The 26301-nt window shown below is 64.3% G+C and carries 20 protein-coding genes and 1 pseudogene; 9 read left to right on the top strand and 12 right to left on the bottom strand.

Features of this window, described 5'->3' with window-relative positions; all coding sequences use genetic code 11:
* Window positions 1–42: 42 nt before the first annotated feature.
* Window positions 43–984 (bottom strand): TonB family protein, encoded by a 942-nt coding sequence (locus LGN19_RS03215; RefSeq protein WP_226213204.1) that lies wholly within the window; start codon window positions 982–984, stop codon window positions 43–45.
* Between the two features lie 130 nt (window positions 985–1114).
* On the opposite strand from LGN19_RS03215, the gene LGN19_RS03210 reads away from it, so the two are divergent.
* Window positions 1115–1885, top strand: a complete 771-nt coding sequence (locus LGN19_RS03210; protein WP_011355232.1) for an IclR family transcriptional regulator C-terminal domain-containing protein — start codon at window positions 1115–1117, stop codon at window positions 1883–1885.
* A 105-nt stretch (window positions 1886–1990) separates the two neighbouring features.
* Here the strand turns inward: LGN19_RS03210 and LGN19_RS03205 are convergent, their stop codons facing one another.
* The 3 genes from LGN19_RS03205 to LGN19_RS03195 all read right to left on the bottom strand — a co-directional run bounded on the left by LGN19_RS03205 (window position 1991) and on the right by LGN19_RS03195 (window position 6958).
* A complete protein-coding gene (locus LGN19_RS03205) occupies window positions 1991–4291 on the bottom strand; it encodes an ATP-dependent DNA helicase (RefSeq protein ID WP_226213203.1) in 2301 nt (766 codons plus the stop codon).
* Window positions 4288–5982 (bottom strand): VRR-NUC domain-containing protein, encoded by a 1695-nt coding sequence (locus LGN19_RS03200; protein WP_226213202.1) that lies wholly within the window; start codon window positions 5980–5982, stop codon window positions 4288–4290. The genes LGN19_RS03205 and LGN19_RS03200 overlap by 4 nt, the downstream gene beginning before the upstream one ends.
* Before the next feature lie 97 nt (window positions 5983–6079).
* Window positions 6080–6958 (bottom strand): MipA/OmpV family protein, encoded by an 879-nt coding sequence (locus LGN19_RS03195; RefSeq protein WP_226213201.1) that lies wholly within the window; start codon window positions 6956–6958, stop codon window positions 6080–6082.
* A gap of 359 nt (window positions 6959–7317) precedes the next feature.
* Between LGN19_RS03195 and LGN19_RS03190 the strand changes: the two genes are divergently transcribed.
* On the top strand, window positions 7318–7566 hold the full coding sequence (locus LGN19_RS03190; RefSeq protein ID WP_122947006.1) for a hypothetical protein: 249 nt from the start codon (window positions 7318–7320) through the stop codon (window positions 7564–7566).
* 85 nt (window positions 7567–7651) lie between these two features.
* On the opposite strand, the gene LGN19_RS03185 is transcribed toward LGN19_RS03190, so the two are convergent.
* Together LGN19_RS03185 and LGN19_RS03180 are read right to left on the bottom strand one after the other, a co-directional pair.
* Window positions 7652–9451, bottom strand: coding sequence for a methyl-accepting chemotaxis protein (locus LGN19_RS03185; RefSeq protein ID WP_122947005.1), 1800 nt, complete (start codon window positions 9449–9451; stop codon window positions 7652–7654).
* A 326-nt stretch (window positions 9452–9777) separates the two neighbouring features.
* Complete coding sequence (locus LGN19_RS03180; protein ID WP_122947004.1) at window positions 9778–10032, bottom strand: DUF3562 domain-containing protein; 255 nt, start codon at window positions 10030–10032, stop codon at window positions 9778–9780.
* Window positions 10033–10586: 554 nt separating this feature from the next.
* On the opposite strand from LGN19_RS03180, the gene LGN19_RS03175 reads away from it, so the two are divergent.
* Window positions 10587–11021 carry a hypothetical protein gene (locus tag LGN19_RS03175; RefSeq protein ID WP_226213200.1) on the top strand — a complete coding sequence of 145 codons (435 nt, stop codon included), beginning with the start codon at window positions 10587–10589 and terminating at the stop codon, window positions 11019–11021.
* A 549-nt stretch (window positions 11022–11570) separates the two neighbouring features.
* On the opposite strand, the gene LGN19_RS03170 is transcribed toward LGN19_RS03175, so the two are convergent.
* The 3 genes and pseudogenes from LGN19_RS03170 to LGN19_RS03160 all read right to left on the bottom strand — a co-directional run.
* Entirely contained in the window at window positions 11571–12506 is a 936-nt protein-coding gene (locus tag LGN19_RS03170) for a universal stress protein (RefSeq protein WP_122947001.1), read from the bottom strand.
* A 208-nt stretch (window positions 12507–12714) separates the two neighbouring features.
* On the bottom strand, window positions 12715–14097 hold the full coding sequence (locus LGN19_RS03165) for an amino acid permease (RefSeq protein ID WP_175222063.1): 1383 nt from the start codon (window positions 14095–14097) through the stop codon (window positions 12715–12717).
* Between the two features lie 452 nt (window positions 14098–14549).
* Window positions 14550–14777, bottom strand: a pseudogene (locus tag LGN19_RS03160) (cytochrome P460); the annotation flags it as partial.
* A 518-nt stretch (window positions 14778–15295) separates the two neighbouring features.
* Between LGN19_RS03160 and LGN19_RS39860 the strand changes: the two are divergent.
* The 4 genes from LGN19_RS39860 to LGN19_RS03140 all read left to right on the top strand — a co-directional run bounded on the left by LGN19_RS39860 (window position 15296) and on the right by LGN19_RS03140 (window position 20480).
* Window positions 15296–15811: a site-specific integrase gene (locus tag LGN19_RS39860; RefSeq protein WP_226213199.1), complete on the top strand. Its 516-nt coding sequence runs from the start codon at window positions 15296–15298 to the stop codon at window positions 15809–15811.
* A gap of 459 nt (window positions 15812–16270) precedes the next feature.
* The gene (locus LGN19_RS03150) at window positions 16271–17056 is read left to right on the top strand and encodes a C39 family peptidase (RefSeq protein WP_226213198.1); all 786 of its coding nucleotides are present in this window, start codon (window positions 16271–16273) and stop codon (window positions 17054–17056) included.
* A 24-nt stretch (window positions 17057–17080) separates the two neighbouring features.
* The gene (locus LGN19_RS03145) at window positions 17081–18718 is read left to right on the top strand and encodes a PQQ-binding-like beta-propeller repeat protein (protein ID WP_226213197.1); all 1638 of its coding nucleotides are present in this window, start codon (window positions 17081–17083) and stop codon (window positions 18716–18718) included.
* Between the two features lie 13 nt (window positions 18719–18731).
* Complete coding sequence (locus tag LGN19_RS03140; protein WP_226213196.1) at window positions 18732–20480, top strand: ATP-binding cassette domain-containing protein; 1749 nt, start codon at window positions 18732–18734, stop codon at window positions 20478–20480.
* A 158-nt stretch (window positions 20481–20638) separates the two neighbouring features.
* Here LGN19_RS03140 and LGN19_RS03135 read toward each other — a convergent pair whose 3' ends face one another.
* From LGN19_RS03135 to LGN19_RS03125, 3 genes are all read right to left on the bottom strand, one after another.
* Window positions 20639–21664, bottom strand: coding sequence for a DedA family protein/thiosulfate sulfurtransferase GlpE (locus LGN19_RS03135; RefSeq protein ID WP_174958403.1), 1026 nt, complete (start codon window positions 21662–21664; stop codon window positions 20639–20641).
* A gap of 185 nt (window positions 21665–21849) precedes the next feature.
* Window positions 21850–22356 carry a cupin domain-containing protein gene (locus LGN19_RS03130; RefSeq protein WP_226213195.1) on the bottom strand — a complete coding sequence of 169 codons (507 nt, stop codon included), beginning with the start codon at window positions 22354–22356 and terminating at the stop codon, window positions 21850–21852.
* Window positions 22357–22730: 374 nt separating this feature from the next.
* Complete coding sequence (locus tag LGN19_RS03125) at window positions 22731–23201, bottom strand: universal stress protein (protein ID WP_122946997.1); 471 nt, start codon at window positions 23199–23201, stop codon at window positions 22731–22733.
* A 322-nt stretch (window positions 23202–23523) separates the two neighbouring features.
* Here LGN19_RS03125 and LGN19_RS03120 point away from each other — a divergent pair, with 322 nt between their 5' ends.
* Window positions 23524–25635: a PAS domain S-box protein gene (locus tag LGN19_RS03120; RefSeq protein WP_226213194.1), complete on the top strand. Its 2112-nt coding sequence runs from the start codon at window positions 23524–23526 to the stop codon at window positions 25633–25635.
* Window positions 25632–26279, top strand: coding sequence for a response regulator transcription factor (locus tag LGN19_RS03115; protein ID WP_006483707.1), 648 nt, complete (start codon window positions 25632–25634; stop codon window positions 26277–26279). The genes LGN19_RS03120 and LGN19_RS03115 overlap by 4 nt, the downstream gene beginning before the upstream one ends.
* The last annotated feature ends 22 nt before the right edge of the window (window positions 26280–26301 follow it).

Genomic DNA, 26301 nt, shown 5'->3' with positions numbered 1-26301 from the left:
CGCTGAACGTGGCGCACCTCGCCCCGAGGTCATGACTGCCACTCAGCGCGACTTCCCCAACGCCATCGTTCTCGCGATGCTGCGGAACAGCGGCAAGGCTTTCGGCAGGTCTTCCACATAGGTCGCGCACGTCAGGCTGATCCGGTAGCTCGGCGTATCGCCGAGCGCCATGTACAGCCTGACGCGCTCATGATCGGGCCCGATCTTCGGCGAATACACGGTTTCCTGCCCCATCACGCCGCCGCCGAACTCGATCGGCGACACGCGCTCGATCACGCCGAGGATCGAAATCGTCGACTCGATCGACGCCTTCAGGTTCGCGATCGCCTCCGGTGAATTCAGCTCGCGCTGCGAGACGTCGGCCATCGCGGACGATTGCGACTTCAGCGCCACCGCGCACAGGCTGTCCGATTTCCCCGCATAGCGCGGTACCGGCTCGGGATTCGTCACGTCGACGATCAGCGGCATCGACGGCCGCGCATGTCGTTCCCCCACCTCCAGCGGCACCGGCACCCAGAACGACAGCCCCGTCATCGCATCGCTGAACCGCCGCCCGTTGCCGGCATCCGGTTGCGCCGGGCCGAGATCGAAGACGATCGGCACATTGAGCAGCATCGAATCCTGGAGCATGTCCGGCGAGAACGCCGGCACGTTCCCGCGCCGGAACGCGGCCACCGCCGCCTGATCCAGATCCGCATAGCCCGACGACTGCCCGATTTCCACCTGCGTTACTGAGCCGTCGCGGCCGATTCGCGCGCTCAGGCGCGCCGTGTACCTGCCGGACGACGGATGGCCCGCCCCGGACGGGATCTGCAGCCGCTGCAGGATGGCCTGCCTGGCCGCCACGGTCCATGCGTCCTGCGTGGCCGGCGCCTCGGCCCGAGCCGGCGCCGCCGGCAACGACGCCAACGCCAGCAGCACCGCGCAGCGGGCGATACGGCGGGCGATTGGCACGAGGAGATATCGGTGGTCGTCGACGATCATGTTCCGGGCTCGGGGCACGCATCCAGCGTCGAATCATACAAGCCCGGCCATGCGTCGCGGCAGATCCGATTTGCGCGATAATCGCCCGATCGCGCGCGATTACCGCGCACCCTGCCTCCCCCTCCCGACGATGAAAAAGCCCGAACTCGACCGACGCGACTGGATTGCCGGCCTCGAAAAAGGCCTGGCGATCCTCGAGGCGTTCGACAGCCAGCACGCGCGCATGACACCCACCCAGGCCGCCGCGCGCACCGGCCTCACGCGCACGGCCGCACGGCGCTACCTGCTGACGCTCGAATCGCTCGGCTACGTGTACACCGACGGCAAGCTGTACGGCCTCACGCCGCGCGTGCTGCGGGTCGGCTGGTCGTACTTCGATTCGGCGCGCCTGCCGCGTACGGTCCAGCCCTATCTGCAGCAATTGAGCGCGTCGCTGAACGAGTCGGCGTATGTGAGCGTGCTCGACGGCTGGGAACTCGTGTTCATCGCGCGCAACGGCGTGTCGCGCGTGATGACGACCGGCTTTGTGCTCGGCGCGCGCGTGCCGGCGCCGCTCACGTCGCCGGGCGTCGTGCTGCTCGCCCACCATCCCGATCGCGAAGCCGTGCGCGCGTGGCTCGACGACACCGAACTGCCGCCGTTCACGCCGCACACGATCACCAACAAGGCGCGCCTGCTCGAACAGGTCGACCAGGCACGCGACGCCGGTTTCGCGGCGATCGAACAGCAATTGCAGGTCGGCGTGCGCGGGATCGCGGTGCCGCTGAAGAACCGTCACGGCGAAGTGGTCGCCGCGCTGAGCACGAACATGCCGATCGGCGCGGAGACGACCGACGCGGCCGTGCGGCGCGTCCTGCCGCATCTGCAGGAAGCCGCGCTCGCGATGCTGAATGTGCTGTAGCGGCAGCGCCCACCCTGGCCGCGTCCGCGGCCGCCCGATCTCGCTACGCGACGGATGGCGCCCACTTGCGGGAATCGACGGTCCGCCGGCAGCGCTTCTTCCGTCTCACCCGATCCGCCACCACCGCGGCAGCAGATCGCGCACTTCGCGCCGCCGGTAACGGTCGTCGATCAGGTGCACGACGCCCTCGTCGTGCTCGGTGCGGATCACGCGCCCAGCCGCCTGCACGACCTTCTGCAGGCCCGGATACAGGTACATGTAGTCGTAGCCGTTGCCGAAACGCGCGTCCATCGCGCGCCGCATCTGCTCGTTGACGTCGTTGACCTGCGGCAGCCCGAGCGTCGCGATGAACGCGCCGATCAGCCGCTCGCCGACCAGGTCCACGCCTTCCGAGAACGCCCCGCCCAGCACCGCGAAGCCGACGCCGCGCCCGCCCGCATCGAAGCGCGCGAGAAACGCGTCGCGCTCGCTTTCGGCCATGCCGGGCGCCTGCGCCCAGACGGGCACGTCCGGATGCCGCGTCTGCATCAGCGCGACCACGCGTCCCAGGTAGTCGAAGCTGCTCAGGAAGCCGAGGTAGTTGCCGGGCCGCGTCGCGTATTGCGCGGCGATCAGGTCCACGATCGGTTCGAGCGAACGGTCGCGGTCGCGCCAGCGCGTCGACACGTGGCTCGCGACGCGCACCGTCAGTTGCTCGGCGCGGAACGGCCCGTCGACGTCGAGCCAGCCGGTGTCGCCGGGCAACCCGAGCGTGTCGCGATAGAAATGAAACGGGCTCAGCGTGCCCGAGAACAGCACGGTCGCGCAGGCGGCTTCATAGCGCGGCGCGAGAAAGCCGGCCGGAATCACGTTGCGCACGCACAGCGTCGATTGAACGCGGCGCCGGCGGCCGGGCGACGCAACGCCGTCGAGCGCCGGCTGGCGCGGCATCGGTTCACCATGCAGCGTCGCGTCGAAGATCGACGCGCTGTCGAAGGCGTCGGCCAGCACGCCGAACTGGATCGCCTCGAAATGAAACCGCAGCAGTGCGTCGCCGTTCGCGCGCGGCGCGTCGGCCAGGTGTTCGCCGATCGCCGCGACGAGGTTCTGCACGGCCGACACGATCGGGCCCGGTATCTCCGGATACGCGGCATAGCGCTCGGCCTGCGCGCGATTGACCGTGCCCCATGCGCGGGCGAGCCGGTCGAAGGCCTTGCGCAGCGCGGCGGGCGCGGCCTCGCGCGCAGTCGCGAATGCGAACGGATCGAGCGACGCGCTGTACATCTTGCGCGCGCGATCGAGCAGGTTGTGGGCTTCGTCGACGAGCACGCCGACGCGCCACTGGTTCTGCTGCGCGAGCGTGTGCAGCATCGCGCTGCCGTCGTAGTAGTAGTTGTAGTCGCCGATCATCATGTCGGACCAGCGCGCGAGCTCTTGCGACAGGTAGTACGGGCAGACGTCGTGCGCAAGCGCCGCCGTGCGGACGGTATCGCGATCGAGCAGCCCGGCCTCGATCGCCGCATCGCGCGCGGCCGGCAGCCGGTCGTAGAACCCTTTCGCGAGCGGGCACGATTCGCCGTGGCACGCGCTGTCGGGATGCTCGCATGCCTTGTCGCGCGCGACGAGTTCCAGCACGCGCAGCGGCAGCGCGCGCGTGCCGGCGCCGAGCGTCGTCGCCGCTTCGAGCGCGAGCGCGCGGCCAGGCGTTTTCGCGGTCAGGAAGTACACGTGGTCGAGCTCGCCCTCGCCGCAGGCCTTCAGCAGCGGAAACACGGTGCCGACCGTCTTGCCGATGCCGGTCGGCGCCTGCGCCATCAGGCAACGCTCGTCGCGTGCCGCGCGATAGACGGACACCGCCAGCTCGCGCTGGCCGCTGCGGAACTGCCCGTGCGGAAACGCGAGCGCGCGCAGCGCCGTGTCGCGTGCCGCGCGGTGGGCCGTCTCGCGCTCGGCCCAGCCGACGAAGCACGCGCACTGCTCCGCGAAGAACGTCGCGAGCTCTGCCGCCCCCAGCGTTTGCGTCAGCATCGTCTCGCGCTCGGACACGATGTCGAAATAGACGAGCGCGACGTCGATTTCCGCGAAGCCGCGCGCGTCGCACATCAGGTGCGCATAGACCTTCGCCTGCGCCCAGTGCAGTGCGCGATGGTTGGCCGGCATCGCATCGAGGCTGCCGCGATAGGTCTTGATCTCCTCGACGCGGTTCGCCACCGGATCGTAGCCGTCCGCGCGGCCGCGCACGGTGAGCGTGCCCCACGTGCCCGTCAGCGCGATCTCGGTTTCGTAGCGCGCGCCTCGGCTCGACGTGACCGCGCCGTGGCCGGCGATGCCTTCGAGTGCAGTCGGCGCGGGCGTGAAGCGCAGGTCGAGATCGCCGCGTCGCGCGGTGAACTCGCACATCGCCCGCACCGCGACGACGTAGCTCATGCGGACAGACCCGCCGCTTCGACATGCGCGACGCTTTCACCGGCCCACTCGACATCGATCACGCGCACCGGGATGCCGTGCGCGACGCAGTACGCGAGCCAGCGCGTCTGGTTGTCCTGCAGGCGGTCGCCGGGGCCTTTCACCTCGATCAGCTCGTAGCGGCGCTCGCCGGGCCAGAAGCGGACGAGATCGGGCAGCCCCGAACGGTTGCTGCGGATATCCGCGAGCAGGCGCGTGAACCACAGTCGCAAGTGCTCGGGCGGCAGGCACGCGAGCGCCTCGTCGAGCAGTTCGTCGCTCAGCACGCCCCAGAACACGAACGGCGATTGCAGCCCCGCCTTCGTCGCGAAATGGCGGCGGATCGTGTCGCGATAGGCGCCTGAATCGAGTTGCGCGAAGCACTCAGCGAACGCGTCCGTCCGGCGCGCGGCGAAATCGGGTGCGTGCAGGTCGGCCGGGCCGCGCTGGAACGGGTGGAAGAACGCACCGGGCACCGCGGCGAACACGGGTTCCCAGCACAGCAGCCCGAACAGCGAATTGATCAGCGTGTTTTCGACGTAATGGACCGGCGAAGCCGGTTGCGCAAGATGGTCGCGCACCGCGAATTCAACGCTGACGAACGCATCGGGGCGCGCGAGTACGAGCGTTTCGCGCGGCACGTCCGCGGCGGCGGCCACACGTTCGACGCGCTGGCCGAGCCGGCGCTGCAGGCGCGGCAGCATGCGCTCGACACGCTGGCGCTCCTCGTCGCTCTCGAAGCCGCCGCGCGCATCGAGCGCCAGCGCGAGTGCATCGTCGTCGCGCCCGCAGCGTTCGAGTACGCGGATGCGCCGATGGCGGCTGCCGGGCCAGGCGCTGCGCGCATACGCGTCGAGCGCGGCGGCCCAGTCGGCCCGGCGCTCGCAGGTCTGCCCGAGCGCAAACAGCAGCTTCGCACGGCGCGTCGCGAGCCACGGCTGCGCGCAGCCGACCGCGTCGATCGCATGCATCAGGTCGTCGAACGGCAGATCGTCGGGCCAGGCGTCGAGTGCATCGCGGCACGTCTGCAGCGCGAGATACGTGTCGACGTCACCGCGCTGCTGGAACGCACGCGACGACGGTGCGATCGGCACGCTTTCGTACTGGAACACGCCGAGATCGGCGAGTACGAACTCGCTCCAGTCCTGATGCAGATTGCCGAAGAACATCAGGCGCAGCCGGTCGCACAGCGCGCCCACCGTCACGCGCAGCACGCGATCGCCGGCCTGCGCGCACCACGCGTCGAGCGGTTGCGCGACGTCGTGCGCGGGCCGCAGCCGGTCGAGCCAGTCGGGCTTGCGCTCGCCCGCATGCGCGGCGAGTGCCGGGAAGATGCGCAGCAGATCGGCCTTGGTCGACAGCGCGAACAGTTCGTCGAGCGTCAGCGCGGGCGCCGGATCGACCCAGCCGAGTTCGATGAGCGGCGCGGCCGCGTCGAGCGTGCAGCCGATTTCGTCGTACACGAGCTTGCTGGCGCGGAAGTCGGCCCCGTTGCGCATCAGCATCCGCACGAGCAGCGCGCGTGACGCCTGCGGCAGCGCGGCGAACTGCCGGACGAACGCGTGCTCGTGCGCGTCGAACAGGTCGTCGTAACGCGCGCCGAGCCAGGCCAGCGCGCGTTCGAAATTGGTCAGGTAGTAAAACGCCGGAGGCGTCGGCGAAGCAGGCGTCACGGGGATTGATCACTGTACATTTGTACAGGTCGGAATCATATCAAATGTGACGGCAGATGCCGCACGCCGTATCGTCCCGCGCGGCTGCCGGCCGCGGTCAGAACTGGTAATTCACCGACATGTCGAACACGCCGTTGGTCGACTGCTGCGTGATCGGGCTGCGCGCGGCGCGGCCGACGAGCTGCTCGATCGCGCCGTCGAACGTGACGAACCAGTGCTTGTTCACGAACCAGGCCATCGTCACGCCCGCGCCGAACGACTTGAGCCCGGCCCCCGACGAATAGGCCGGCAACCCGGAACGCGCGGCAGCGCCTTGGTTCACGCCGAACCAGCTGTTCATGTAGCGCGAATCGGCAAACGACACGGTCGGCCCCGCGAACCAGAAGAAATGCTCGTTGCTGCCCGGCAGCGGCATGTACGCGGAGAAATCGCCGACCCAGCCATTCGAGCCGCCGATGCTGCGCCGGATATCCGCGCGCAGCACGAGCGGAAATTCCTTCGAGATCACATAATCGGCCGCCAGTTTCATCACCGGTGCCGCGTTGATGTTGTCGAGGCCGTTCAGGTGCTCGGTATCGTCGGCCGAACGGCGCCCGAGGTCGTAACCGACGGACAGGCTCACGCGCCAGTTCGGCCCGCGCAGCACGTTCGCACCGAGCCCCTCGCCCGTCGACAGGAAGAACAGGTCGCGATAGCGGATGTCAAGGTTCGGACCGCCCAACACGCGATAGCGGTCGGAGCCCGCATAGCGCGGCTGCAGCGTCATCGCGGCCCCCACGCTGATATCCCAGGTGGAGATGTTCGGGTCGTAGAGTTTTTCGAGCGGCACACCCGCCGAGTATTGCCATTCGCCGAGCGGCGAAGGCGTCTGGGCCGACGCGTCGCGGGCACCGGCCGCGGCGAGCGCCGCGCAGGCCGACACACCGGAAACGAACCGGCGTGCGCCGGGCGACAGCAAAGGGCGAGCAACAGTCATCAAGGCGGTCCCCGTCGGTTGCGCGAAACGAACCTGAAGGAAAGCGCATCGCGCTTCTTCGGCTGCAGCGGCTGGCAGCCTGCGGCGCGAACGTAGCGTGCGCTGAATTAACGGACATCCTACGCGACGCGCGCGCAGACGCAAAGCGCCCGCTACGCGCGGGCACTTTGCCTTGCGCAGGAATCGGCGGTGAAGCGTGGAACGCTGGAGAAATCGCCGCCACAGACGTTCGTGTCGTCACGTATCCTTTCCCTGGATGCATTCACCACGAAGTCGTGTCGTCTACCCGCGACGGTGCCGCCGTCCGGGCACGCCGGCACGGCACTTGCACCTGCATCAATGACCAAGGAGGTTCGACCATGACCGCTCACGCCACCGGCCGCGACGACACCGTGTCGCCGGCTGTCGGATCCTTCCGGCTCGCCACATCGCGCCCGCCGTCCGACGACCGGACCGAGGAGCGCATCGACGAGGGGCTCGAAGAGTCGTTCCCGGCCAGCGACCCGCCCGCCGTTGGCGGCGCGACCCGTATCGACCCCGCCAAGCCGTCCGGCGAGCACGAACGACGCAAGCCGCACGCCCCGTCTCCGCCCCCCGATCACGACTGACGCCAGCCCCGGCTCGCGAAGTGCGGCGGCGCAGCGGCGCGACGCACGACACGATCGCGCCCGGCCGCCGCCGCCGGGTCGCGCGTTACGCGACCTTGAAGCGCCCGACCGTCGTCGCCAGCGCGTTCGCCTGCGACTGCAGCGCGGTCGCGGCAGCGGTCGACTGTTCGACGAGTGCCGCGTTCTGCTGCACCATTTCGTCAAGCTGCGTGACCGCGCGATTCACTTCCTGGATGCCGCGCGTCTGCTCGTTCGCCGCGTGCGTGATCTCGGAAATGATCGTCGTCACGTTCGACACGTTGGACACGATCTCGCGCATCGTGTCGCCAGCCTGACGCACCTGCCCGGACCCGGCCGACACGCTCGCGACCGTCGATTCGACCAGCACCTTCACTTCGCGCGCGGCCTGTGCGCTGCGTTGCGCGAGGCTGCGCACTTCCTGTGCGACGACCGCGAAGCCGCGGCCCTGCTCGCCCGCGCGCGCCGCTTCGACGGCCGCGTTCAGCGCGAGGATGTTGGTCTGGAACGCGATGCCGTCGATCACGCCGATGATGTCGCCGATCCGGCCCGATGCTTCCTCGATCTTCTCCATCGTCGCGACGACGTCCGACACGACCACGCCACCGTGCGACGCGATCCGCGACGCGGCCGCCGCACGCTCGTCGGCCTGGCCGGCTGCCGCCGCCGACTGGCCGACGGTCGCGGTGATCTCTTCCATCGATGCCGCCGTTTCCTCGAGGCTCGCCGCCGCCGATTCGGTGCGCGACGACAGGTCCTGGTTGCCCGCCGCGATCTCGTTCGCGGCCGTGCGCACCGATTCGCTCGCATCGCGGATCTGGCGCATCACGTCGTTCAGCTTGTCGACGAAGCTGTTGAACGAGCGTGCGATGTCGGCCACTTCGTCACGGCCGTCGGCCGGCAGGCGCTGCGTCAGGTCGCCGGCGCCCGAGCCGATCGCGGCCATCGCCTGGCGCACTTGCGACAGGCGGCGGAACGCGGTCGCGGTGATCGCGCCGATGATCAGCGATGCAACACCGACGATCACGAGCAGCGTGATCAGCGAAGCGGTCAGCAGCGAGCGCATGCCGGCCGTCGCTTCGCTCTTGTCGAGCAGCACCAGCGCGTACCAGTCAGTGCCCGGCACGGGGCGTGCGCGCACCAGCTTCGCGTCGCCGCCCACACTCACCTCGACGGGCGCGGTTGCGGCCGCGATCGTCGCGCCGTTCGTCGCGCCGAGTTCGGCCGACACGTCGGCGACCGGCTTCAGCGTGAGCTTCGGATCCGGGTGCGCGACCACATGGCCGTTGCTGTCGATCAACATCCCGAAGCTCGCGGGCGTCGGGTGGATCGACTTCACGTTCGCGATCACGGTGTCCATCGAGACGTCCGCGGCGACGACGCCTTTCAGTGCGCCGTCGCGCAGGATCGGCACCGCGAACGTGACGACGAGGTTACCCGTGCCGGCGTCGACGTAAGGCGGCGTGACGACCGGCTTGCCGGCCTGCGCGGCCTGCTTGTACCACGGGCGGCCGGTCGGATCGTAGTCGGGCGGGATGCCGGTCGGGTCGGAGAAGTGGAACGCCTTGTCGGCATAGCCCGCGTAGACGTTCGTGAAGCCGCCGGCGGTGGCCATCTGCTTGAACACCGGCAGCGGATCGGGGGTCAGCGCGGCATCCTGCAGCGACGCGATCATCCGGCTCCGGGTGCCGACCCAGTCGGCGATCCCGACTACGTGGCCGCTTGCGACGGAGGTCAGGTTGCGATCGATCGCATCGTCGTTGTACGAACGCGCGATGAAGTAGTTGATGAGCGTGGTGGCGACGAGCGCGAATACGACGATGGAGACGCACGCGGCGAGGATGCGGGCGCGGATGGACGAGAACATGGCAACGACTCGGTAAGGGAGCGCGAACGCCCGGTGGACGATTTCACCGGGTAAACGGCAATCCCGCCGCTTACTTGAGGCCGCTGTGACAATTCAGTGAAACGTATGACGAAACGCAATGCCGGTTGTCAGGATTTCGTCAGGGTCGCCGCACCCGGCCGGCGCCGGATGCGGCGACCATACCAGCGGTCTTGCGCACGGCGATCGAAAGGGAGTGGGAACAGGCCGGTTCGCTGTCGACGGATGCCTGCATGTCGATCAGGTTCCGGCCCTGGCCAGGCGACGGAGCGCGTCACGGCCGCGGCGTCAGCCGCGGCGCATGCCCGTCATAGGCGGTGGCTCGGACGCGGATCGGATGCCGTGGACGACCCGTCGGCCCGCGTATCGTGGTCGAAATCGTCCTGCTGGCGCATCCGTTCGCGCAGGTGCCGGATCGCGAACACGTGGATGTAGTCGTGCACCCGCGCATCGGACGACAATGCGCGCACTTCGTCGTCGAGCATCGCACGCAACTGATCCGAACCGATCGAGCGCTGTTTGGCGGCTTCCTTGAGTGAATCGAGCAAATTGTCCTTGGACATCGACGGACTCCTGACGGTCGAGGAACGAAAAGAAGTAGATACCGGAAGCTTAAAGACTGAATGGCCGCGCGGCGTGCGATGCGCCGGCGCGTGTTTGCGCACGATCAACGGCACGTTGCGTGCCGCCGCGCCGATCCGTCTCCGAATCGACCGCGCAAGATCCGCGGCGCGAACTGCCCGCGAACGAGACTGGAAGCCCTGCCACGCCACCCCGAGGCGCGGCACCGGCTGACGGGCAAACGATGGAGGCCGCTCGACGCCGATGCAGTGGCGAAGCTAGACCGGCCGAAATCATGCGTCAAGCGACTGCCGCCACGCCTGGCCCATTCGTCGGAACGAACGCGCCGGATCGTCGCCGGGACGGCCGATCGGTCGCCCTGCGTGTCAGCGGATTCCGATACGCACCGCGCAATCCCTGACAGCGACTTCAGCGCGCGCTGCTTGGCAGCGCACGGGCGCCACACGATACTGGTGACATGGACGAAACGTTCATACGGGCAATCGCTCAGCCGGCCATCGAGCCGGCATGCGGGGCCTGGCGCAGGAGACCAACCATGGCACATCGCTACTTACCGGGCCGGGACGGCCAGCGGCACGCGTCGGGCAACGCGCGCGCCCTGCCCGCCCGAGCCGTGTCGGCCGGCAACCGTCCGTCCGACAATATCGACACCTTGCTGGCGCTCGCACGCGAAGCCGGGTTGCTCGTCACGCTCGACGGGCAGATCGGCCGCGAGAAGTACCAGAGCGTCGCGGGTTCGGTGCTCGCGTTGCAACGATTCGCCGCGGCACTCTGCGCGCGGGCCGCATCCGACGCGGCGGTTGTCGCGGAGCCGCGCCGCAAGGCGCGCCCCGGCTGGCCGCATGCAAACCGCCTGCGCAACCGCAGGTGCAGCGCGTGCGCGCCGCTGCATGTGGCGCGCCAGCGGCCGCGGGTGCGCCGCGGCGCGGGCCGCCGGCACGACCTGCGGTCGATGCTTCGCACGCCCTGAGCGCGCAAGCGGCCGGCACGGCACGGGGGCCGTGCGCCGGCTGCGAACCGCGCCACCTCGGCAGCGCCTGCCGCACGCCGTGCCTGTACGGCGGCCGCGCGCCTGCCGCGATCGTCACCGATCCGCATCGGCGCCACCGCGCGCCATCACGCATCGTGACGCGCCGTTCCACACGGCTGCAATGACAACGATTCCTGCGGGGAAAGCAATCCAGACGGGGCCAACGACAACATGAACGAGGAAAGCGGACGGGGTGACCTGCACCCCGCCCGTCCTCCAAGGCAGCCGACGGCTGCCTACCCTCGTGCCAGAGAGTTCTCGGCCGGATGACGCGCCGTGCCCTGCACGTCGCGGCTCCGGAAATTGATGTGACGGCGGCGCATGCACCGCCGATCGCAGGCTGTGACGCTCGCATCGCTGCGTGGCTGCGCGGTGCATCCACGACAGACCGGCCGCGTTGCCGGATGTTCCGTCAAGGTCTCACGCGATACGCGCGCCATTTCTGACGCAGATCAACCCAAGCCCGCTTTGATCGTGACATCGCGCGATTTACTCGGCACCGCGCACGAGCAACACGGGCACCTGGGCGAGATGCGCCACGCGGCGCGCAACGCTGCCGATCAGCCAGGCGGCGATGCCGCGCCGGCCGTGCGTGCCGACCACCAGCAGTTCGGCACGCCAGTGCACGGCATCGCGCATCAGCGCATGGGCCACGTCGTCGCTGGTCGGACGGGTTTCGACGACACCGCGCTTGGTCGGGTTCCCGGTCGCATGGAACAGCGGGCCGATCTTCGCGAGTGCCTCCTCGCCCTCCGCGCGATAGGCATCCTCGAGCGCGCGCACCGGCACGATATCCGTCAGACGAACCGCGCGATCGATCACGTAGGCCGCGTACAGCAACGTCGTCGGCACCGCGAAACCGAGCCCGACGCGCACCGCGTGCAGCGCCGGCTCGCTGCCGTCGACCGCGAACATCAGCCGCTGCAGGCCGCCGTCCGACGGCCGCTCATAGGCGGCCGGCACGATCAGCAGCGCGCAGCGCGCGCGTGTCGTCAACGTGTCCGACATCGCGCCTTCGACCAGCCGCAGCAGCCCGTGATGCGGATTCGCGCCGACCACCAGCACGTCCGCGCGCCACGCCGACGTATCGCTCACCAGTGCATCGGCTACCGAGCCGCCCGTCACCGACGTATCGATGATGGCCTGCTCGACCTCGATGCCGCTGTCGGCGAACAACGCGGCGATCCGTTCTCCGGTGGCTTGCGCCTCGCGCATCATGTCCTCGCGCGCGGACGTCAGCAGCGCGTCGATGCGTGGGATGTCGGGCAAGACGAGGCGCGGGTTGTCGATGGCGCAGACGATGCGCAATCGCATGCCGGGTTGCAGCAGCGTGCGCGCGTAGCGCGCGGCGGACAGCGATTCGGGCGTTGGATCGACGGCCAGCGCGATTCGCGCAAGCGTCGGGATGGGTTGGGCAGGCTGCATGGCGAAGGTCTCCGTGCGTGCGCGTCGTCGCGGAACGACGACGGGAGCTTCGCGCGGAGGCGGCGCGCGGCGGCCGGACAGCCGCCGCGGTCGCGGGGATCGACGGAATGCCACGCGAAGCGCGGACAATCGATTCGTTCAGCATAGGCCGTCCGGCCCGCGCGCGCATGATCGCGATCAAGAACGCGCGGGCTCCTGCCCGTGCCGCTTACGACTTCGTCGGCACCGATACCGCCGGACGATTCGCATAGAACAGCGCATACGTGATGCCGAGCAGCACGATCCATACCGGCCCGATCACGAGCGCGACACGCGTGTCGGGCGTGAACGCCATCAGCACGACGACCAGCACGAGAAAACCGAGCGCGACGAACGAACCGAGCGGATAGAACGGTACGCGGATCGGCAGGCGCGCGATCTTGTCGGCCGACAGCGTGCGGCGAAAGCGCATCTGCGCGATCAGGATCACGCACCACGTCCAGATCGCGCCGAACGTCGACACCGACGTGAGCCACGTGAACACGTGCTGCGGCGCGAGATAGTTGAGCAGCACACCGATCAGCAGCAGCGCGACCGACAAGATCACGCCGTACACCGGCACGCCGTTGCGGTTGACCTTGCCGAGCTTGCTCGGTGCCTGGCCCTGCTGCGCGAGGTTGTAGAGCATCCGCGCGGTGCTGAACAGGCCGCTGTTGCACGACGACAGCGCCGCGGTCAGCACGACGAAGTTGATGATGCCGGCGGCGGCCGGGATGCCGAGTCGCGAGAACGTCATCACGAACGGGCTGCCCTGCGTGCCGATCTGGTCCCACGGATAGAGCGACATGATCACGAACAGCGCGCCGATGTAGAAAATCAGCACGCGCCAGAACACCGAGTTCACCGCCTTCGTCAGCGACTTCTCCGGGTTGCGCGCCTCGCCGGCGGTGAGGCCGAGCATCTCGACGCCGAGATACGCGAACATCACGATCGGCAACGCCGCGATCACGCCGTTGATGCCGTTCGGCATGAAGCCGCCGTGCGCCCACAGGTTCGAGAGGCCGATCGCGACGCCGCCGTTACCGATGCCGAACGCGATCATCAGCCCGCCGCCGATGATCATCAGCACGATCGTGACGATCTTGATCAGCGCGAACCAGAACTCGAATTCACCGTAGAGCTTGACCGCGATGAAGTTCACCGAGCCCATCGCCATGAGCGCCGCGAGCGCCCAGATCCAGTTCGGTACGCCGGGGAACCACATGTGCATGTAGACGCCGACCGCCGTGATTTCCGCCATACAGGTGACGATCCACACGAACCAGTAAGTCCAGCCGGTCAGGTAGCCGGCGAGCGGCCCGAGGTAATCGCGTGCGTAGCGGCTGAACGCGCCGGCGACCGGATTGGCGATCGCCATCTCGCCGAGTGCGCGCATGATCAGGAAAATCGCGATGCCGCCCAGCAGATAGGTCAGCAGGATGGCCGGGCCGGCGACGCGGATCGCGGTGGCCGAGCCGAGGAACAGGCCGACGCCGATCGTCGCGCCGAGCGCCATCAGGTTGATGTGCCGCTCTTCCAGCCCACGGTGCAACTGGTCTTCTGGTTGTTTCAAGTCCGTCTCCTGGCAGCCGCGAACGGGCCGCCGTCATTGTCGATGTCAATGCGCGACCGTTCATGCCGATACCGGCATGCCGAAAACGAAATAATCTCCGCCGTCGTTTTCTAAATAAGAAACGACACGGATACTGCGTCAATCCGATTGGAATCGCCGCGAATTATCCGTATTTTCCGGAACAATCCGGAAAACGGATCGGGCCTTTCACGGAATACGCCCGTGCGGCCCGTGTGACGCGGCTGTGCGCGTGACGGACGGCGACGGGATCAATCGCTTTCGGCGCGAACGAACACGCGTCGAATGTGCGCGATCATGCGCACGCAATATGCAGGCGGGATTATATGGAGAATCAGCGGTTTCACGCCAGTCGATTTTGGTAAAGATCGCGGCGGGTGAAACCGGCGGCGGAATTCGAATGCGCCGAATGCGCGCGTATGCCGCGCGCGGATTTATTTGGACAGCGTCGCGCGCACCGTATATTCGCCTTCGAGCGCGCCGTGTTCCGGACGCACGAAATACCGCGGCGCATCGAGATCGGCCGGCATTGGCTCGACCGGGAAGCCGTGCTTTTCCAACGCATCGAGCCCGCCCTTCAGCGCGCGGATGTTGTGGATCATCTTCTTGCGCTGCATTTTCGCGATCAGGCGCTTCGCGGTGGCCTCGTTCGGGCACACGCAAGAGGACCGGCACGCTGAGCCTGACGGGAAGTGTACCCATCAACCAAGCTTTACTTGGGACACCTCTTAGACAATGGCAGCCATCAGCAAGCGCAAAGGCGCACGCGGCGTCACGTTCAACGTCAAGATTCGTAAGAAGGGATACCCGCTCGTCTCCCGCTCATTCAAGGACGGCACAGAAGCGAAGGAACGGGCCGCAGCCAAGGAACTCGCCATGACTCGCGGCGAAGCGCCCCGCGATCGAACAGCGCACGAAATGACTGTCGGGCAAGCTATCGAAAGGTATTCGAAAGTAATCATGCCCCACCATCGGGGCAAGCGCTCCGAATCGTACCGCGCGATGGCTCTGTTGCAATCGCGCCTCGCTGATGTCAAGTTCGCGGAACTGAATTTAGTCGTGGCGCGATGGCCGGTTGAAAACGGTCACGGGAGGTTCAGTTCTCCGGGAACTCACGATCCTCCGCGCAGTGATTCGGGCCGCGCGTTCGGATTGGGGCGTGCCGCTTGTCGAAGACCCGATGAAGTTCGTACGAAAGCCGAGGGACAACAAGCCGCCAGAACGAGTCATCACCCCGGACGAAGAGGCACGACTCTACGAGGGATGCAACACGGTTCGGAACAAGCTTCTACAACCCGCTATCGAGTGGGCGATTCTGTCCTGTATGAGGCAAGGCGAACAGTTCTCGATGACATGGCCGAACGTAAACTTTGACCAGCGGTTCGTGCTTTTTCCGATGACAAAGAACGGAACAGCGCGGCAGGTTCCGGTGTCACTCCGAATGTTGGAAATTCTTAGATCATTGCCGCGTGGCGCTTCCGATAACGTTTGGGAAGGTCTATCCGTCTTTGCTGTCCAGCATGCGTTTCCAACGCTCGCGAAGAATGTCGGTGTTGAAAACGAACACTGGCATGATTTACGACATATCGGCGTGACACGCCTGCTCAGCAAGGGGCTTCACCAACAGCAAATTTCGATCGTAAGGTCAGTGCGTGCAGTCCGGAACTGCGTACGCGCACTGTTCGCCCTTCGTTAAAACACCGTCTGTTGACCCACTATAGTTCACGCGGGACACCACGTCGTTCGTCATGACAATTCAAACGGTGCATGATCTGCGACGCGTCAATCCGAATCCAAAACCGCTTATCAGTGGATTGCAAAACTCGATGTCCACCTAGAGCAACTAGCCGCAGCTTCTACGGAAATTGCGATGCAAGGAGACGTTGGGCTTGCAGCATAAGGGGATGCTGCCGACATGTGATGTTGGCCTCTGTCGTGAACAGCAGCGGATCGCACGAATCACCAAAAATTACGGTACGTAAAATCGCTTCTTTCAAATAAGCATAGCGAAATTGATAATTTGACGAACCGAAGTCTTGGACCTACCGTAACTGCAAGCGGTGGCGTGACTCTAATCTGATATAACACCTTCAATCCGTACTGATCGTGCAGTGATGTTGTTGCCCTTCAAACCTGATAGATATGAGGTATGTGCATGTCAAATCTGAGAGCAGTTGAGCGGTCAACCAGCGCAAGCAAATACACCGGACTTGTTTCATTAACGGGCTATCACCCATGGGCTCCAAAGTATATCGAGGCGATGAAACACTCGATTGCCGAAGGTTTTCCGGTACTGATTCGCCTGCACAGTGCCGCTGATTATACGGCGCCGGGTTACGACAACGAACGCATTGACCTTGAGTCTCACGCTGTTCTGTTGACAGGCTACGATGACCGCAAAGAAGCGTTCGTCGCCTCCGACCCTTGGGATCGCAAGTGGGGAGGTGGATTCGCCGGGAAGCGGTGGATATCCTATGAAACGATAACCTGCTGCGGTGTTGATTCGAGCCTCGGCGTTTGTTTTTTTGCAGTGCCACCCAAGTTGGATATCTCTGAATCGATCGACGAAAGCGGCAACTTCATGCTTCGAACTACGCTAAGCACTTATAAGCCGCGTATCCCGTTGATGGATAAGGAAAACATGCGAATTACGCATGTTATCGTGTCATGCGTATTGGCCGAAGAAAATCGTCAACGAAAAATAGTTCGCGACGTGAAAGGCAATTGGGCCCTCGATGGTGCAAATGTGTCACTTCAGCTTGCAATCGGCGTAGATATCAAGCCAAATCTCGACATCAACCTGGAAGCTGAGCTTCTTATTCGCGGAGAGCGGCCATACGTATTTGAGGATCGATTATTTGTGCGCCAGCCATACATCGCCAACAAGGGCGCTGCCTCTCAATCTTTATCACGTAACTTTGCAAATATTTCGGCAATTTAATTGAGCAGAGGGAGTGTCTCTTTGATGTTTGATTCTCGGCTTAAGATTGAAAATGAAGGAGCACTCCTTCACATCGCATCGTTGAATCGCATTGCCGGACTCGTCCGCACGCCCATTGCGACACAAGATGGATTGTTCTTTTTCGTTATTGTCTATAGAGAAAAGACGCGGGAATACATTGTCCAGAAATACGAAACGAAAAATCTAAAACTCATTTGGGATGCCGCCATACCGAACGGCGGTTATGGGTGTCCCGCGCTTACAGAAAGTCTTGTCATCGTTCTATCTAATTTTTCAGATGTCGTCGCGATTGATCAGGCGTCGGGTGAAATTAGGTGGAGATTTTGCACTACGGCGCGAGTGCGCTCCCCGGTATCGGTTGATAGTGGAAGCATCCTCTTTTCGAGTGGTGGAACACTGTACAGTCTTAGTTCGGACGGCAGCGTCCAATGGACGATTGAGTCACCTAACACATTCTTCTTTGGAAAAATAGAAATACACAAACATCAGATATTGTCGCTTGCTACCGTCTCTCAGGTTGAGAATGCCGGACATGTCTATTTGTTGAACTTCTCTCTGGATGGTCTTCCAAAATGGAAGACAGATCTCGGAGAGGGCCCGATCATCAGTTCAGACGCTTCCGGCTTCCTCGTCACGCGCAACGATCGCATCTGGACTGGAGCGCCAACTTCTATCAAACAGCTGGACGCTGTCACCGGGCAGGTGCTGAAATCGTTTCGCACCGATGGTAGTTCGGGGCGCCAACTCATCACCAGCGATGGAATAAATGGTTACTGGTCAACTTTGCGCGGAGAGGTGGGTGCCTTTACTATAGAGGAAGGCGAGGTACTATGGCGCCGCAAATTTAGTGGTCCAATAACCACACCTATTTCGACTGGGTCAAACTCCGTCTACTTCGCAGCAGATGGATGGTTGTATCGCCTTTCAAAAACGGCGGGTGATGCTTTGGATCGCCAAGCGATTGGCCATTCTCCCTACAGCGCGCTAACGTATGCAAATGATGGGTCGCTTCTGATAGGTGGAGGGGAACCTCCTTACGACGGCCTTCTTTTTCGCTTCGTGTTCGATTCACGAGTAGATCATTCAATTAAGATAGACTCGTTCTTCTCTAAAACCACAATCGACTCGGACGTTGCACTGCTTAAGATAAACGTCAAATCAAAAAAATGCAGAGTAGTGGAGGTCAAGGCATTCACTTCAATTATTTCAGAAATTCATGCTTTATTTTTGAAGAAGGTAGTGCCGGAAGGATATAGTGCAGAAATCCCACTCAAGGACACTCTCGTAAAGGGAGAATACTGTGTACCCGTGGAAATCCATCTCGCGGACGGAACCGTGCATCATCACGTCGCGCTCCTCGAATTGGAATCGTCATCTCAGCTTCCGAGTTCGTGTTTGATTCGTGATATCCCTGACATCAAGCAGGAAGCGCCGAATTTGAGCGGTGCAGCGATTGCGCAATCACTTTTGTCTCGATACGGTGATAAGCGAAGAAGTCAGACGGATATTCGTGAAATGATCGATTTTGTCCTAAAAAAATCTGACTACGAACCGTTTAACGTTTGGCGCCTTATATTGCGCCGGGTATTAATGACATCAGCAAATAACTATCAAAATCTTCCAGAATTCGGCCGCGAGTAATGACGAAATGTCCATGAGAAAAGTGTTCCTAAAGAAAATCACACAGCGGCCTATATTGGAATTTATTTTTACTTGCCTGGGCGAATTGGGCTTTACGAAGATGATCGTGGCGTTCGTCCTCACATTTATCGCTGCGGCATCTGCATTGGCCTTTCCCGCCGTCTGCGCCTACGCCCTGCGCTCTGCGAATGGACGTCCGGATTTCTTGACGGCTAGCTATATCGTCGCACCGTTGAGCATCTGGTCCATCGCTGAATTGACAGCAGGCTTGATAAACTCGACTTGCCTTCAACACATCAGGTCGATTTCGAAGCGGGTGTTGTATCGACAGACAATTCGCAGGGGCAGGATTTTCTTTAGCACCCAATCGACTGGAGGACTGGACAGCCTGATAAACGTTGCTTCGTTTTCTCTTCGATCATTGTTCGCGGATAGCTTTGTCAATATTGTTCGAACATTCGCTGTCGTTACCGTTCTGGCGGCTTTTATTGCCAATGTCTCAATTAAAATTCTGATTGGATTCTTAGGTTGGTCCGCCCTTTTTCTGTGCATTTCCGTTTGGCTGTCTCGTCGAAACAATACAGATATAGCTGCTGCGGTGAGGTCGACATCTCATGTGTCTGCCCATGTCGTAGACACGTTCGGTAACGTGGAGATGATAAGGTTGTATGGAACGGAACTGGCGGAAATTGCTCGACTCGATACCTTGTTGAAAAACGAATCGCACATCTACGATAAATCTCAGCGACAAATCGAAGTCTCGTCCTTCATGCAGAGAGTGATCGTCATTTCTGCAGCGTTCGCGTCTGCGATCTACTTTCTTTATGATGCGCGGGTTGGCGGTGAGTCGTTCGCTCAGATACAAGTGATACTATTTTTGATTTTTTTTGCATCGATACGTATCGAGTCATTTGGACGAACCTATACTGCGTCACTTGAATACATCGGCAAGCTAAAAAGCTCGCTTTCCGACCTCGGCTATGTGATGGATGATCCGGAAAGCTCATCGGAACAACAAGCGTCGAGTTCATCAGGCTTCGACGTAGAGTTCAAAGACGTCAGCTTTAGTTACGGCGAAAATCCAACGATTCGAAATCTGTCTGTCAAGATACAGCAGGGTGAGAAAATTGGAATCATCGGTCCTTCAGGCGGTGGTAAATCCACCTTCGTTCGCTTGCTAGTCGGTGTGCTGTCACCGGAATCCGGTGAGATTCATATCGGTGCAAAGCTCCGAAAAGAAGATGGTGCGGGTATTCTGACTGGCAAGGTGGTACTCCTTTCTCAAGAGTCGCAGATTCTTCATCGGTCCCTTAGAGAAAATCTCTTGTACGGAGTACCGGAGGATCGAGGTGATACTACACTGTTGAAGGAAGCGGTTGATTTCGCTGGACTTAATCCTCTACTTGACCGGCTTGGTGGGTTCGATGCGGTTGTTGGGGAGCGTGGCATGGCGATCTCTGGAGGTGAACGTCAGCGTATCGCATTAGCTCGGGCTTTTTTGATAGAACCCACCGTTCTTGTACTGGACGAGGCATCGTCGGCGATTGATATCGACTCTGAACGAGAAATTCTTCGCAAAGTGGAAGAGAGATTCGCCAAGTCGACCGTGATTAGCATCGCACATCGCTCTGAGACGTTGGCATACGCTCATCGCGTATTGGTGATCCGTAATGGCACCGTGACGGCTGATGTTCCCACCTCGAGGGAGGATGGCACCGCAAGTTTGGCTCGCTTCTTCGACCATGAAATCTCAGCATCCTGAGCTTTTAGTGGCCGTAGCCACATTCTGAGGTGCACGAGTGGGCTGTAAAGGTGACGATTGCGATGTGTTCTATCGACGTTTCGACGCTAATGCCGTTCAGTTGAGGTTTTTCCGAAGATATCGAACGGCATAACGGGCCGGACGGGATTTTTCGTGCATCACTTCGACAGCGTCGCGCGCACCGTATATTCGCCTTCGAGCGCGCCGTGTTCCGGACGCACGAAATACCGCGACGCATCGAGATCGGCCGGCATTGGCTCGACCGGGAAGCCGTGCTTCTCCCACGCATCGAGCCCGCCCTTCAGAGCGCGGATGTTGTGGATCATCTTCTTGCGCTGCATTTTCGCGATCAGGCGCTTCGCGGTGGCCTCGTTCGGGCACACGCAATAGACGACGATCGGCCGTTTCAGCAATTCCGGGTCGAGCAGATCGGGCGAATCGAGATCGACCGGCACCGCGCCGGCGATCCGGTACGGTTCGCGCTCGCGAATCGCTTTCGGCCGCGCGTCGAAGATCAGCGGCGGCTCGTCCGACGTCATCATCTCGACGAGTTGCGGCGGCGAGATGCGAACCTGCGCGAGATAGCGGCGGAACTGCACACGCCGCACCCACCGGTACAGCAGGAACGTGATGAAGATCGCGAGGAACGCATCGAGGATCGTGCCGCCGCTTGCGCGCACCCACAGCACGAACTGGACGATCTGGTCGTGAATGGCCGCGCCGCCGATCAGCCAGAACGCGGCCCACAGTGACGCGCCGGCCAGATCCCAGAACAGGAACACGCCGACGCCGATCGCGGTCGTGCCGAGCAGCGGCGCCGACACGAGGCCAAGGCCCGGCAGGAATTTGGACAGCACGAGCAACGGCGCGCCGTATCTTTCGAATACGTTACGCGCGAAACGCAGCGTCGTGTCGAGCGACAGCGAGAAGCGCACGAGGCCGTTCAGCAGGCGCCGGCCACGCGTGCGGCCCATGAAGAACCACAGCGAATCGGCCAGCATCGTCGCGCCGATCGCCGCCGCGAACATGCTGACCCAGGACGCCTGCCCCATTGCCGCCATCGTGCCGCCGAGAATCAGCATCGGCACGGCCGGCACCGGCACACCGAGCTGCGTGATCAACACGCTCGCGAACACGGCCCATGGGCCGAGCGACGATGGAATAGCGATGGGAAAGTGCCACACGGCGGCGCTCCTGGAAGGCATCCAGCCGCGCGACGGGGGCCGTCGGTACAGCTGGGCACCGGCCGCCGCGGCACGTCCGCAGCCGACCTGTGCATGACGGGCATTCTAAACGGGTTTGGCCGCGATCGCGCGGAACACGCGCCATCGGCACGGGCTTCGCGCGATGGGTTACACCACCGTGACGGTCACATGTCCGTGCGCTGAGCAAGCTGCACGACGTATTCCGCGTAGTCGGGAAACGCGGCGGCCAGCGCCGCGGCGTCGGCCAGTTCGAATTCCGCGAACTCGAAGCCCGGCGCCACAGTGCAACCGACCAGCGCAACGTGCTCCGGCGCCGCGCAGCGCGCGCCGAACCAGCTCCCGGCCCGCACGACCGCCTGGAACACGGTGCCCGGATGCGTGAGCGGATTGCCGAGCCGGTGAATCGTCAATCCGTCGCGCGCGTCGAGCACCCACACTTCGATCGGGTCGCCCGCGTAGAAATGCCAGACCTCGTCGGAACGGATCCGGTGCCACGACGAATACGCGCCGTCGCACAGCAGGTAGTAGATCGCCGTCGACGCGGCGCGTGGCGCACCGTCGGACGGACGCACGACCGAATCGGTCGCACGGTAGGTTTCGCGGAAATAGCCGCCTTCGGGATGCGGCTGCAGGTCGAACTGGCGAATCAGGTCGGTAGCGGAAATCGGCATGGCGGATGACGTCGGTAAGGTCAGGAACCGGGCACCCGGCGCACGGCCTCGCTTCGCTCATCGCGAACGCGACCGTCTCCCGCCGGATGCCGCTGCGTCGATCGCCGCGGCCATGCGCGCGGCGAACAAGCGGACACCGGTCGATGCTGCCAGAACTGCGTGTCGGGATGCAATCGCGGGCACGCGATTGCGCCCGTGGATGACTCGGGCGCGCCGCCCTCACCCGGCCGATGCGACAGCAACGACAACCGCGCTCACACGCCGTGCGTCGACCGGCGCGTCGTGCGTGTCCGTTTCATCAGACCGTCATCCGGCGCAGGCGCGCGACAGTCGCCGGCCGCGACCGCTCATGCGTCAGCGCCGTACCGCGTGCGTCACGCAGCCGCCGGCGCGCCGGGCTCGCTGTGCCGCACCAGCAGCACGGGCCGGTCGGCCGCGCGCAGCAGCGATTCGGCAACGCTGCCGAGCAGCAGCCGGCGCAAGCCGTGCCGCCCGCTCGTGCCCATCACGATCAGGTCGGCGTCGGCTTCGGCCGCCGTGCGCATCAGCACGGTGGCAACATCCTCGCCGTATGCGTCGAGCGCGCGCACGGTGCCTGGCACTTGCTCCTGTGCGAGCATCGCTTTCGCATCGTCGAGCACCGGCGTCGCGGCATCGGTCGCGGCCGCATCGCCGACGCGCTCGGCCGCGAAGCCCGCATCGACGTCGACGAGCTGCGGCCGATGCTCGACGACATACGCGCAGGTCACTTCGCCGCCGGACGCCGCCGCGATCCGGATCGCCTCGTTCAGCGCGAGACGCGCGCTCGGGCTGCCGTCGAGCCCGACGAAAATCCGCTTGTACATGGTCCGTCCCTCCGACCGGGCACGCGTCGCGCGCTGCGCGACGACGGCCCGTTATCGCCACCCGGCCCGGTGCCGGCTGGCCTGCCGAACAGTCTGCCCCACGTGCCGACGCGCCCGTTGATGCGCGTCAAACGCGGCCGGCGCGCCCGCTGCTTCACGCCGGTTGCCGCAATTTCTAGTGACCCCATTACAAAAAACGTGTAAATCGCGCACAATTTCATCTTGAAAATAGACGTTGCGTGCAGCCGGTGCGAGTTTTGCCCGGTTTTGCTGCGCTGCTCCCGTGCCACGGGGCGGCCCCTGACAACAGAATGGCCATCGAATGACCGCAAGTGGAACCCCGACGCGTGACGCCCGAGGGCCCACGCGCCTCCAGATCATGTTACGCCAGCCGCTCGCGGCCGGCGTCGTTACGCTGTGCGCCGGCGCGGCGCTGTCCCTCGGCGTCGCGCTGCTTGTGCGCGACCAGTGGCAAGGCGCCGTCCATACGCGTTTCGAACGTCGCACGTCGCACGTGACCGCGATGCTCCGCCACGAGCTGCAATCCGGCGTGGCCGTGCTCGAAGGCGCGCGCGGCGCGTTCAGCCTCGTCCCGGGCATGACGCCCGAGCAATGGCGCCGGTATGCGGACACGCTCGATCTCGACAGCGCCCGCTCGCCGGTTCGCCAGCTCGGCTATGCGCCGCTACCGCCCGCGACGCGCGCCGCCCTCGCCGGCGCGAAGCCGATACCGGCCGGCACGCTCGCGACTGCCGCGCTCAGCGCACCGGCGACGAATTCACCCGTCGTGCGCTTCGGTGCGTCCGACGCGGCACCGCTCGCGCGCGCGCTGCAGACCGGCGACATCGCGCTCGGCGTCCACCCGGCCGACGACGACACGTCCCGCGACGCCCGCACCTTCACGCTGTTCCTGCCGGCCGCCGCGTCGCCGCATGCGGCAGGCACGCCGGCCGGCATCCGCGAAACCGGCACCGACGGGGTGCTGTTCGCGGCGTTGAGCCCGCGGCGCCTGATCGAGCGCGCACTCGACGCGGAACGCGGCATCGACGTGTGGATGACCGCCGGCGGCGATCGGCGCCCGATCGTCAGCGTCGAAACGACCACCGACGAGGCGTCGGAATCGCCCGACCTGATGCGGCGCACCGACGAGCTGAATTTCGGCGGCACCGTGCTGACGCTCGCCTATTCCGCGGACGGCCGCCCGAGCGCAACCGGCGCGCAACGCGCGGCCGGCACCGTGCTTACCGCGGGGCTGATCGCCTCGATCGCGTTCGCGGTGCTCGTCCATGCGCTGCTACGCCGCCGCGCCGGCAGCGCCGATTCCGGCGCGAGTAGCCGCGGCATCCTCAACGAGGCGCGGATGATGGGCATCATCCGTTCGTCGATGGAAGCGATCATCACGATCGACGAAAAGCAGACGGTCGTGATCTTCAATCCGATGGCCGAGCAAGTGTTCGGCGTGTCCGCGATGGAGGCGATCGGTGCGCCGCTGTCGCGCTTCATTCCCGAGCGGTTCCGCGCCGCGCACGCGAAGCACGTCGACCAGTTCGGCGTGACGGGCGTGTCCGAGCGGCAGATGGGCCGCCAGCGCGTGCTGTTCGGGCTGCGCGCCAACGGCGAGGAATTCCCGATCGAGGCGTCGATCTCGCAGATCCGCGACGCGTCGGGCAAGCTCTACACGGTGATGCTGCGCGACATCACCGAGCGGCAACGCGCCGAGAACGCGCTGAAGCAGTCGCGCGAGGAATTGCGCGAACTGTCGGCGAACCTGCAGAACGTGCGCGAAGAGGAAAAGACCCGCATTGCGCGCGAACTGCACGACGACCTTGGCCAACAGCTCACCGCGCTGAAGATGGATCTGTCGGTGGTCGAGCAGCAGTTGCGCGGCCCCCGCCATGCGCCGCCCGACGAGGGCGTGCTCGGGCATCTGCAGGGCATGCGGCGGCTGATCGACGCGACGGTCGCGTCGGTGCGGCGCATCGCGGCCGACCTGCGGCCCGTGATGCTCGACGATCTCGGCCTCGTGCCCGCGATCGAATGGCTCGCGAACGATTTCACGAACCGCTACGGGATCGATGTCGAGCGGCACATCGAAACGGGCGGCCTCACGTTCACCAGCGCGGGCGCGACCACGTTGTTCCGGATCGTCCAGGAAGCGCTGACGAACGTCGCGCGCCACGCGGATGCGACGCGCGTCGCGCTGCGGCTCGACGTCGAGGAAGGCTTCTGCGTGTTGCGCGTCGCGGACAACGGCCGCGGCTCGGCGCCTGGCGGCCCGGCCCACGAAGACAAATCGTTCGGCCTGATCGGCATTCGCGAACGCGCCCACATGCTGGGCGGCACCGTGACGATCGACACCGCGCTCGCGCGCGGTTTCTCGATTACCGTCGCACTGCCGCTCAGTACCGTACAACAGGAAACGCTCATCTCATGATCAAGGTGCTCATCGCCGACGACCATACGCTCGTACGCGACGGTCTGCGGCACATCCTCCAGAACGCCACCGGATTCGAGGTGGCCGGCGAAGCCTGCGACGGCCCGTCGACGATCGCGCTCGTGCGCGCCACGCCCGCGCAGGTGCTCGTGCTCGACCTGTCGATGCCGGGCCGCAACGGCGTCGAACTGATCAAGCAGATCAAGGACGAGAAGCCCGCGCTGCGCGTCCTCGTGCTGACCATGCACGCGGAGCAGCAATACGCGGTGCGCGCGTTCCGCGCGGGCGCGTCCGGGTATCTGACGAAGGAAAGCGCGAGCGCCGAGCTGGTCGGCGCGGTCACGAAGGTGGCGTCGGGCGGCGTCTACGTGAGCCTCGCGATGGCCGAGCAGTTCGCGCAGAGCCTGAACGAGCCGGCCGAGACGCTGCCGCACCAGCGGCTGTCCGATCGCGAATTCGACGTATTCCGGCGGATCGCCGCCGGCCAGACGCTGACCGAGATCGCCAACGCGCTGTGCGTGAGCGCGAAGACGGTCAGCACCTACAAGACGCGAATCCTGGAAAAGATGCAGATGCCGCACGAAGCGGCGCTGGTGCGTTACGCGATGCGGCACAAGCTGCTCGACGAAACGGACGACGTGTAACGGACGACGTCCGGCAACGGAT

Source organism: Burkholderia sp. AU30198, from assembly GCF_020419825.1.
Lineage (GTDB): Bacteria > Pseudomonadota > Gammaproteobacteria > Burkholderiales > Burkholderiaceae > Burkholderia.
The sequence above is the reverse complement of the archived record's forward strand: the minus strand, read 5'-3'. Positions and strand labels throughout refer to the sequence as shown.

Bases quoted from the DNA above. Each gene is read 5' to 3' on its own strand.
- LGN19_RS03215 (WP_226213204.1), bottom strand. From the start codon at position 984: ATGATCGTCGACGACCACCGATATCTCCTCGTGCCAATCGCCCGCCGT.
- LGN19_RS03210 (WP_011355232.1), top strand. From the start codon at position 1,115: ATGAAAAAGCCCGAACTCGACCGACGCGACTGGATTGCCGGCCTCGAA.
- LGN19_RS03205 (WP_226213203.1), bottom strand. From the start codon at position 4,291: ATGAGCTACGTCGTCGCGGTGCGGGCGATGTGCGAGTTCACCGCGCGA.
- LGN19_RS03195 (WP_226213201.1), bottom strand. From the start codon at position 6,958: ATGACTGTTGCTCGCCCTTTGCTGTCGCCCGGCGCACGCCGGTTCGTT.
- LGN19_RS03190 (WP_122947006.1), top strand. From the start codon at position 7,318: ATGACCGCTCACGCCACCGGCCGCGACGACACCGTGTCGCCGGCTGTC.
- LGN19_RS03185 (WP_122947005.1), bottom strand. From the start codon at position 9,451: ATGTTCTCGTCCATCCGCGCCCGCATCCTCGCCGCGTGCGTCTCCATC.
- LGN19_RS03180 (WP_122947004.1), bottom strand. From the start codon at position 10,032: ATGTCCAAGGACAATTTGCTCGATTCACTCAAGGAAGCCGCCAAACAG.
- LGN19_RS03175 (WP_226213200.1), top strand. From the start codon at position 10,587: ATGGCACATCGCTACTTACCGGGCCGGGACGGCCAGCGGCACGCGTCG.
- LGN19_RS03170 (WP_122947001.1), bottom strand. From the start codon at position 12,506: ATGCAGCCTGCCCAACCCATCCCGACGCTTGCGCGAATCGCGCTGGCC.
- LGN19_RS39860 (WP_226213199.1), top strand. From the start codon at position 15,296: ATGAAGTTCGTACGAAAGCCGAGGGACAACAAGCCGCCAGAACGAGTC.
- LGN19_RS03150 (WP_226213198.1), top strand. From the start codon at position 16,271: ATGTCAAATCTGAGAGCAGTTGAGCGGTCAACCAGCGCAAGCAAATAC.
- LGN19_RS03145 (WP_226213197.1), top strand. From the start codon at position 17,081: ATGTTTGATTCTCGGCTTAAGATTGAAAATGAAGGAGCACTCCTTCAC.
- LGN19_RS03140 (WP_226213196.1), top strand. From the start codon at position 18,732: ATGAGAAAAGTGTTCCTAAAGAAAATCACACAGCGGCCTATATTGGAA.
- LGN19_RS03130 (WP_226213195.1), bottom strand. From the start codon at position 22,356: ATGCCGATTTCCGCTACCGACCTGATTCGCCAGTTCGACCTGCAGCCG.
- LGN19_RS03125 (WP_122946997.1), bottom strand. From the start codon at position 23,201: ATGTACAAGCGGATTTTCGTCGGGCTCGACGGCAGCCCGAGCGCGCGT.
- LGN19_RS03120 (WP_226213194.1), top strand. From the start codon at position 23,524: ATGACCGCAAGTGGAACCCCGACGCGTGACGCCCGAGGGCCCACGCGC.
- LGN19_RS03115 (WP_006483707.1), top strand. From the start codon at position 25,632: ATGATCAAGGTGCTCATCGCCGACGACCATACGCTCGTACGCGACGGT.